At 39.3% G+C, this 6,680-nt stretch carries 4 protein-coding genes; all 4 read right to left on the bottom strand.

Annotation, left to right across the window (positions count from 1 at the left end; genetic code table 11):
* Window positions 1-1,278, bottom strand: a 1,278-nt coding sequence (locus tag ACTHUE_RS09105; RefSeq protein WP_440423327.1) for a hypothetical protein, incomplete at its 3' end; no start/stop codon positions are given.
* A gap of 12 nt (window positions 1,279-1,290) precedes the next feature.
* Complete coding sequence (locus ACTHUE_RS09100; protein WP_440423325.1) at window positions 1,291-3,324, bottom strand: ATP-binding protein; 2,034 nt, start codon at window positions 3,322-3,324, stop codon at window positions 1,291-1,293.
* Between the two features lie 3 nt (window positions 3,325-3,327).
* Complete coding sequence (locus ACTHUE_RS09095) at window positions 3,328-4,320, bottom strand: DNA-methyltransferase (protein WP_440423323.1); 993 nt, start codon at window positions 4,318-4,320, stop codon at window positions 3,328-3,330.
* A 91-nt stretch (window positions 4,321-4,411) separates the two neighbouring features.
* Window positions 4,412-6,680: CRISPR-associated helicase Cas3' (gene cas3, locus ACTHUE_RS09090; protein ID WP_440423321.1), on the bottom strand; the 2,269-nt coding region annotated here is incomplete at its 5' end.

The following is a 6,680-nucleotide window of genomic DNA, read 5'->3' as shown; positions in this document are numbered from 1 at the left end:
CAAGCTAACTAATTTATTTGTGAGAGCTATTGGAAGTAAGGCATTTTCATACATATCGCAATGTAATGATTCAATGACGCTTAAAATCTCATGTAAATTAGGGATGTCATTTTCATCAGGATTCTTTTTTAAATCTTTAACTGGTAAGGATGCTACATACATTTGACCAAATTTAGTTTTAAAAATAATTTTGTGTCCATAATATGAAGTACTAGCATAAGGTCTATTAGCATCCTCATGTCCAGGTGAAATATAAGAATAAATATATTTGTCGTTTAGAATTAAAATAGAACCATTTTCCATCTTACTTTGAATTTGAGATGTGTGTTCAACAAATGCACCACTCTTTTCCAATCCAATCAAAAACAAATTGTGATTTTCAAATAACCAATTATTCAAATCCAGCATAAGTCGGTGCATTCCTGCTGTTACACCAAACCATCCAGTTGGTCGATCAAGGATAAAGATGGTTTCATTAAGAGTTTGACGATTTTTATCCAATAAACTCCTAATAATATGCAAAAGCATGAGATGCTCTACTAATCCCGTAACGTACCCACTAATACCAGATGCACCTAAATCATCATCTATAATTTCATGTAATCTGAAAATATCACTCAGGTATATATCTCCATCATTTGATGAGAAGGTATAATTTTGCATTTCATTTTCTTTTAAAAGAATATTTCTAGTATCGGAATTACAAGGGTGCGAAGCTAAATTCCAATGTTTTTCCTCTCCCCCCTTATGGTGTTTATACCTATGAAACACAAACCATGCTAAGGTATCCAATAAACTACTGTTTTCACCCATATTTTCTGATTTAAGAAATTCAAATAGACTTCTTCTTACCGAACTTGTTAGTGAGGAGCAATCTTTTCTTTTTACACCTTTAGTACATAGTGGCAATTTAATCCGAGCAATATTCCTTAATTTTTGCATATCTTCAGGGGCTATATGCTTCTGCTGCTTCATATTCTTTAAATCTTCTGTTTTAAAATATAAAGCTCCAAATTGAAAAAAATGTAATGACGCACTTGGATATCCTATTTTCAGTGGTATTTCAGTATATCCTCCATCAATTGCAACAACATGCTTCAAGGAATGTTCACAAGAATTATGAGGAACTGTTAAACTTGATATCGATACCTCAGGCAAAACATCAGGTATATAAAAATTACTCAACGCTGACTGTACAACCTCATCGTTTATAATATGATGATGAGATGATTTGCTTGCTTTTTCAAAAGGTTTTTTTCCTACGCTAGAGTAGCTCATAATTATCCCAGTCTATTTGCCAAATTTATCTATTTGAACAGGTACAACAAACGAATTTGAGTACGTTTTTACTCTTACAAAGCCTTTATCTGTATTTTGACTAAACCGAATTAAACTATCGCTAAAGTCACTAAAATCATAATATTTTCTCAATTCTTTGATTTCATCTTCATTATTAAGATGAGAAATAAACCAGTTTTGAGTAGCTTTCAAAATATTACTGCTGATAGAACTAACTTCCTGAGTAGCATATACCAAACCTAAATTTAATTTAGCACCTTCTTTTGCTAGCCGATTATAAATTTGGCTTAAGTTTCTATCGTCTTTCTTAGGAAAAAGGTTATGTGCCTCTTCAAAATAAAATTGAATGAAATTATTAGGTCGAGCATTAGTAAATCTATTCATAGAATCTCTGAAGATACGACGTGTAATTCTCTCTGAATACATTCTTTGTAATTCTTCATCCCCACTAGATAAATCAGCAATAATAATTTTTCCTTGACGAAGAGCTTGTAAAATATCATCCTCAAAAGGTGTCTGAGATTTATCGGTATGCTGAGTAACAATTGGTCGTAAATTCAAATAGCCAGTTCTATCTATTGAACCACCTGAGCTACTCTTTCTAGTTAAAATCACTAACAAGGCTTTTAACTCATCATCAGCCCATTCCTTACGTTTTTTTTGTTTATAGTCATTACATGCTACTGAAGAATCATAAGAATCCCATAAAGCAGTCCACCATTCAGTTGCTAAATCTAACGATATCCCTGCCTTTAATGATTGCGAAGTTACATCGGGGATATCCATTTCTTCTAATAGCTCTTTATTTACGGAAAATGTTACCTTCTCATTTTCTGAGCATTTAAATCCCGCTGCTTTTAGAATACATTTATAAACCGACAATTTTCTATCATATCTAGTTTTAGCAGAGTAATCAGAGTCATAGTTATAAGGCTTTTCGAGTATTACTGATTTAAAATTAACCATATATTTTGATGTATCATCTGCAATTAATGGATATGATTTAATCAGTTCGAAACCAGCTTCAATCTCATTATAAAAATTAACCTTCATAACCTTAAAACCGTCTTTTTCCACAATGGAATAACGATCGGTTTTAGCTTGATATATATCAAAGATAGCCGTTCCCTCATCTTGAAGGTTGGCATTGGCATATTCACCATTGATATCAAAAATAATCTGTCCAATAGGATATTTAGGTGCATCGCCTACAAATTGCTTTAAAATATCTTCGGGACTTTCATTCTGTTTATCTAACTGATATTGAGCTGATTTACTCATCTGTTCATTAGCCTGAATAATCTTTTTAATACTATTAGATTTACCAGTACGCGTCATGCCAAATAAAGCAGTGCGTTTTCCTGCAAAATCTTTTGCTTGTATATAAACAGGAATATCTCCAATATCATTATTAAATCTTTGGCTTGAGCTATAACGGATAGAACCTATTCGAATATCACCATTTCCTCCAGGTACGCTATTTTCTCTGTAATTAGCAATTAAACCTAAAATTTCATTTGATGGTTTAATTACTGAATAATTATGAGCAGCATAGAAATTTTCTACATCAGCACCAAATCTCAAATTCTTTTTAGAATCTAAATAAAATGAGCCCAAAATAGAGCAACGTAATCCAGAAAATCCAAATTCATATCTGGAATATTCATCTAACTGACTTTGTTTAGTGTTTCCAGTTCGAATATGATCCTTATAATAATCAACCATAGAACTTACTATGTCTTTATCCGTTGGAAGTTCTGCCGGTTCAATAACTCTCAATAGCAAAGCCTCTTGAAGATTATCTTTTCCGGGATCACAATCATAATATGCTAAAAGAAAACATCCTTGTGGAACCCCGTTTGCTCGTTCCTTCCATGCATCAGCCATTAGAATTGAACTACTTGTATAAGAAATCTTAAAAGGTCTGCCTACAAATATACCTGTATCCCAACTCCAATTTCCATCAGATTCAATTTTACGTTTAAATAAATTAATATTTGCAATACTTGATGAAATACTCAACATTATTTATACCTCTTTATAACTCAAAATAGGGTCTTCAAATCTAATTTTGGCCTGCTCTATATAACTCTCTTGAAGCTCAATAGAAATCCAATTTCTGTCTAATAGTGCAGCTGCAAATCCTGTGGTATTGCTTCCAGCAAACGGGTCTAAAATCAAATCTCCTTCATCTGTTAAATATTGAATAAAAAATTTTACAAGGCCAATGGGCATTCTTGCTGGATGAACTGTTATGTTCTGTCTTTTGCACTCTCTATGAAAAAAATCGTTCGATGCTGAATTAGAGAAAGAAAAGGCATTAGGTAACCTAGGTTTTCTATTTTCATCAATACTTTCTATTTCAAATAAATTGTGAGAAATTGCACCACCTCTATCATTTAGGAAACTTTTTTCCCCAATACTATGTTCCGATGGTCTCTTTCCTGCATTATAAGACCCTCTTTTTAATAAACTTTTCATAGCTTCACTGTAGGGTCTTAGCACTTTTCTGTTATCAGCTTTTGGATAGTCTGTTTTTGAAAACCACCATACATGTGTGTAGCTATCAACAGTACGAAGAGGATTAACTGTGACCCATTGTGCAGGAGAAGGTAATCGAGAAGGGTTATAGCAAACAAATTCTTGTATAAGTCTTAAATTTGTTTCTGCAGATTCTGCAATAGACATTAATGCCTTCAAAGCCAACAAGCTTTGAACGGGTCTACCAGGCTCCCAACTATTACCTAATTCAACAACTAATGAACCATCATCAGCTAATTTTTCAGCTAGCAATGGAGTCAACTCTTTAATCCAATTTAAGTATTCTTCTCCTGTTTTATTACCATAACTCTTCTTTTGATTAAGAGGATAAGGAGGGGAAGTAATGATTAGATTTACTTTGCCATTTAGATTGCTAAATGATTTACTCTGTAAAAGATCAAGAGAATCGCCTAAATATAAAGCTCCACTTTTTCTTTCGAAAACTTTGGAGATATTTCTGGGGAATTTATTTTTTTTCATAACCTTTTTTATTTAACTTGTTACATTTAAAAAAATTTTGGGAAGTATGATAGCCTTTTTCTCACACCATATCAATTCTATAGATGTTAATTTAAAACATCAAACTCTCCCCTTTCAAAAACGCCGTATCCTCCCAAGAAAGCCCCGCCACTTCATCATATAAATCCAGCCCAATCAGCGTATAAAACTGTTTGCCGAAGTTTTTCTGGTTAATCGGTTCAATGCGCCCTGCTTTATATAAAGCAGCGAGGGCTTTTTCGGGGATTTGGACGGTGTAGGGTTGCAGTTTGCGTAAGAGTCTGCCGATATGGTCGGCGTGGTGCAGGCTGCTAATGAGGTTTTCGGCATCAACATCGAACGGAATAATCAGCGGCTGCATATGGCTTTCGATCATGCGGAACTTGTCGGCAATGGTTTGGAATGGGAAATCGAGGCTTTGCCCTGTATCGTTGTGCATTTTCAGGATTTTTTTATTGTCCAGTTCGCTGCCTTTTAATTGATAAAGCTCGGCGAAGTAGGCGGCGACGGCTTGGGTGGATAAGAGGTCGTCTGAAAAGCTGTCGGCGGTCAGGCGCATAACGGCGGCTTGGGTGGCAAGTTCGGGAGGGGCTTTCCATTTGTCTTCGGGCGCGAATATCCATACAAAGCTGTTTTCAGACGGTCTTTTGCCTTCGCGGTTGCAACGTCCGGCGGCTTGGGCAACGCTGTCTAAACCAGCTTCGGCTCGCATCACCAGTGGAAAATCCACATCAACGCCGGCTTCGATTAAAGAGGTGGCGATAACGCGGCAAGGTTCGCCGTTTTTCAGACGACCTCGGATCTCATCGAGCTTTTGGCTGCGGTGTTTGGCGCACATTAAGGTGGTCAGGTGGAACGTGCCGTCAAGGTGTTTGGCTTGGTCGTATAGGCTGCGGGCATGGCGTCGGTTGTTGACGATGACGAGCATTTGCGGGTGTTCGGCGAGTTTGGCGAGCAGGTCGGCGTCGGTTTGTGTGCCGATGTGTTGCACGATGGTGCGGCGCAGTTTGTCGAAAAGTGCGGTCGGTTTTGGGGCGATTTCGCGCACGTTTTCAAAGCCGCGATAGAAGCCATTTTCAGCTTGCACGGCAGGCTGGGTGGCGGTGCACATGACGACGCTGCAGCGGTAGTTTTGCGCCAATTCTTTGATGGCTTGCATGATGGGCAGCAAAAGATTGAGCGGCAGCATTTGCGCTTCGTCGAGGATGATGACGGAGCCTGTGATGTTGTGCAGCTTGCGGCAGCGCGAGGAGCGGTCGGCAAAGAGGGATTCGAAGAATTGCACGGCGGTGGTCACGACAATCGGCGCATCCCAGTTTTCCGAGGCAAGGCGCAATTTGTCTTTGGTGGCCTCATTTTGCAGTTTGCCGTCGTCGAAGGTGCTGTGGTGTTCCAACACGGCTTGTTCGCCCAATTCGCCAAAGGCTTTGCGGAATTCGGCGGCATTTTGTTCGATGATGCTGGTGAACGGGATGACGTAAATCACGCGACGCATGCCGTGATGTTTGGCGTGTTCCAGTGCGAATGCCATGGAAGTGAAAGTTTTTCCGCCACCGGTAGGCACCGTGAGCGTGAACAGCCCTTGCGCTTGTGTCGCTTGTTCTACGGCGTAATCGAGAATTTCACTGCGTAGGCGGTTTAAAGCGGCATTGCGTTTTTCGGCTTCGGTTTTCTTTGGAGTTTGAGCGATACGTCGTCTGAAATCGTTGATGAATTGATTGAAATTGTGTTGTAAGGCGTTTAAATCGGGATAACCGCCTCGCTCGACGGCTTTGTTTTCTAGGTTTGAATAAAAGGCTTCGGTGTCGAGATAATCGGCATCCACCAAGCAGGAATAGAGCATTCGGGTGAAGAAGGCGTAGGAGAAAAAAGGATGATGCGCGTCGGCTTTGAGTAGCGGTGCGGACAGGGCTTGAGGGAGCTTGATTTCTTGTTGCCACAGATTATCGAGAGCGGGAATATCTTCGCCAAATTGCAAAGCTAGACGCTGTTTCAAAGTACTGCGGTTATCGCCCTCACCACATCCATTAGCCAACCCTGCATGATGCCCCGCAATGCAAAACACCATTAACTTACCGATAACATTTCCCCAAAGCTCAACGGCAATTTTGGCTCCGGCGGTAGCATGATCGACTGATGCGCCGCCATGCAATCGGCGGTTAAAGGCTTCTGAATATTTCCCTAAGTCATGCAGCTGTCCCGTCTGGCAGGCCTGTTCCTGCGCCCCGAATACTCGCGCAAACTCCGCCGCCATTTCGCCAACATTTACCGAATGGCTTTGCAAGGTTTGCCAATGTTCGTAAGGCAAGAGATTGCCGAGTTTATCTTGCGCGGAATGGGCG

The sequence above is a fragment of the Neisseria sp. P0021.S005 genome, assembly GCF_051956955.1.
This window is presented reverse-complemented; position numbering and strand designations above follow the sequence as displayed.

Excerpts from the sequence above, each read along its gene's own strand:
- ACTHUE_RS09100 (WP_440423325.1), bottom strand. The coding sequence starts at position 3,324 with ATGTTGAGTATTTCATCAAGTATTGCAAATATTAATTTATTTAAACGT.
- ACTHUE_RS09095 (WP_440423323.1), bottom strand. The coding sequence starts at position 4,320 with ATGAAAAAAAATAAATTCCCCAGAAATATCTCCAAAGTTTTCGAAAGA.